Source organism: Actinomadura sp. 6K520, from assembly GCF_004349245.1.
In the GTDB taxonomy this organism is placed as follows: Bacteria; Actinomycetota; Actinomycetes; order Streptosporangiales; family Streptosporangiaceae; genus Spirillospora.
The window spans coordinates 1-1,802 of record NZ_SMLC01000380.1 but is presented as its reverse complement, the minus strand read 5'-3'; the positions used below and the strand labels follow the sequence as shown (position 1 = coordinate 1,802).

The window sequence follows — 1,802 nt, the reverse complement described above, 5'->3', positions numbered from 1 at the left end:
ACCCCTGACAGCGCCCACACCAAACCCACGTGGCCGATCAGGACGGCATCGCCCGGCACCCAAGCCACAGGACGCGCCGGTCAAGGTGCGCGCAGCGCGTCGAGCATCCGAGCCAGGGCTGCTCGGGTGTCCGGCAGGTTCGCCTCTGGGTCGCCGGACGCGGCCAGCCACAGCGCGGCCTCGTTCATCGCGCCTGACAGCAGATGGGTCAGCGGAGCGGCCGGTTGAGGGGCGATCAGCCCCTCATCGATCAACTCGGTGATCACGTCGGCCAGGTGGCTGCCCGAGCCCGCCTCGTCCATCGCCCGCCACTCGTTCCAGCCGAGCACGGCCGGGCCGTCCACGAGCATGATGCGCTGGATGTCCGGGGCCGTACTGGCGGTGAGGAACGCCTGGCAGCCGGTTGTGAATCGCGTCCACGGGTCGTCTTCGGCATCCGCCGTTTCGGCGACAACCCGTGCCACTTCCTCCTGCACCTGCTCCAGGACGGCACGGAACAGCTCCGCCTTGCTCTCGAACAGGTGGTAGAGCGCCCCCTTGGTGACGCCCGCCGCGCCGACGATCTCCGAGAGGCTCACCGCTCCGTACCCGCGCGCGGCGAACAACCGCCTGCTCTCGCGCAGCAGCGTCGTGCGCGTCAACTCCCGCCGCCGTGCCCTGCCGCTCACGTGCGCCCTCCTTGACATACCGACGGTATGCCAAGATACCCTCACATACCGACGGTATGTGAAAGGAGACACCATGCACCTGACGAGCTTCTACCCGGTGATCTGCACGTCCCGCCTCGCGGAGTCCCACCGCTTCTACACGGCGCTGCTGGGCTTCGAGACGACATTCGAAGCCGACTGGTACGTGAGCCTGCGCCGGCCCGGCACGTCCCCGTACGAACTCGCCCTGCTCGACCACACGCACCCGACGCTGCCGGAGGGATACCGCACTCCTGCCCAAGGGCTGCTGTTGAACTTCGAGGTGGAGGACGTGGACGCCGAGTGGGAACGGCTCGTCCTCCAAGAGGGCCTACATCCCGAACTCCAGATACGGAGCGAAGACTTCGGACAGCGTCACTTCATCGTCGCCGACCCCAACGGCGTCCTCATCGACGTCATCACGCCCATAACCCCGTCCCAGGCTTACGCGGACCAGTACACGGCCCCGTAACGCGACTCCTCAGTTCGGAGCGACCCGCTGCGCCGGGACGGACGGCTGGTCGCCCATGCCACCGCGCCGCCGTGTCTGCGCCAGCGCCTGCTGAAGCCTCCGGCGCTCCATCTCCAGCGTCTGCAGGGACTCCTCATGCTCGTCCCGCAGGTCCCGCAACTCCCGGCGCACGTTCATCGCACGCCTGAACCCGAGCGCCGCGATCATCAGGCCGCTCATGAGCACGATGGTCACCACGGCCCCGGCCATGAAGACGTGCCACTGCTCGGTGACCCCAGGAACACCATCGCCGAACATGGCCATCTGGGCCTCACCCGTGTTACCCACCACCACGGCGACACCGACCACGATGGCGGCAAGCATGACGACCAGCCCCAGAAAGATCATGCGGAGCATCTCCTCTCCATCGGGCCCTTGCTCACCCAGACCGAGCACGCAATACCAGCCGACCCGAGCGCCCTATCCGGCAACGCAGCCTAAACCCCACCCCAAACCACCCGCCAGCCCCAACCAACGCTTCCACACCAAACCACTTCCGTAGATTCGGCAGTCCGCGGACGCAACGTCCGGCGGCCGGGGCGGAGCAACCAACACGCATGGCACCAACTGAGGAGCTCACAACAACGCCCCCATCACCCCATCCC

3 protein-coding genes are annotated in these 1,802 nt (G+C 67.3%); 1 reads left to right on the top strand and 2 read right to left on the bottom strand.

Annotation, left to right across the window (positions count from 1 at the left end):
* Window positions 1–80: 80 nt before the first annotated feature.
* The gene (locus E1289_RS37455) at window positions 81–668 is read right to left on the bottom strand and encodes a TetR/AcrR family transcriptional regulator (protein WP_243713481.1); all 588 of its coding nucleotides are present in this window, start codon (window positions 666–668) and stop codon (window positions 81–83) included.
* 73 nt (window positions 669–741) lie between these two features.
* Here E1289_RS37455 and E1289_RS37450 point away from each other — a divergent pair, with 73 nt between their 5' ends.
* Window positions 742–1,158 (top strand): VOC family protein, encoded by a 417-nt coding sequence (locus E1289_RS37450; protein ID WP_131988907.1) that lies wholly within the window; start codon window positions 742–744, stop codon window positions 1,156–1,158.
* A gap of 9 nt (window positions 1,159–1,167) precedes the next feature.
* Here the strand turns inward: E1289_RS37450 and E1289_RS37445 are convergent, their stop codons facing one another.
* Window positions 1,168–1,554 (bottom strand): hypothetical protein, encoded by a 387-nt coding sequence (locus tag E1289_RS37445; RefSeq protein ID WP_243713479.1) that lies wholly within the window; start codon window positions 1,552–1,554, stop codon window positions 1,168–1,170.
* Between the last annotated feature and the right edge of the window lie 248 nt (window positions 1,555–1,802).

What these genes read in the sequence shown, in the direction of transcription:
- E1289_RS37445 (WP_243713479.1), bottom strand. Translation starts at nt 1,554, where the DNA reads ATGCTCCGCATGATCTTTCTGGGGCTGGTCGTCATGCTTGCCGCCATC.
- E1289_RS37450 (WP_131988907.1), top strand. Translation starts at nt 742, where the DNA reads ATGCACCTGACGAGCTTCTACCCGGTGATCTGCACGTCCCGCCTCGCG.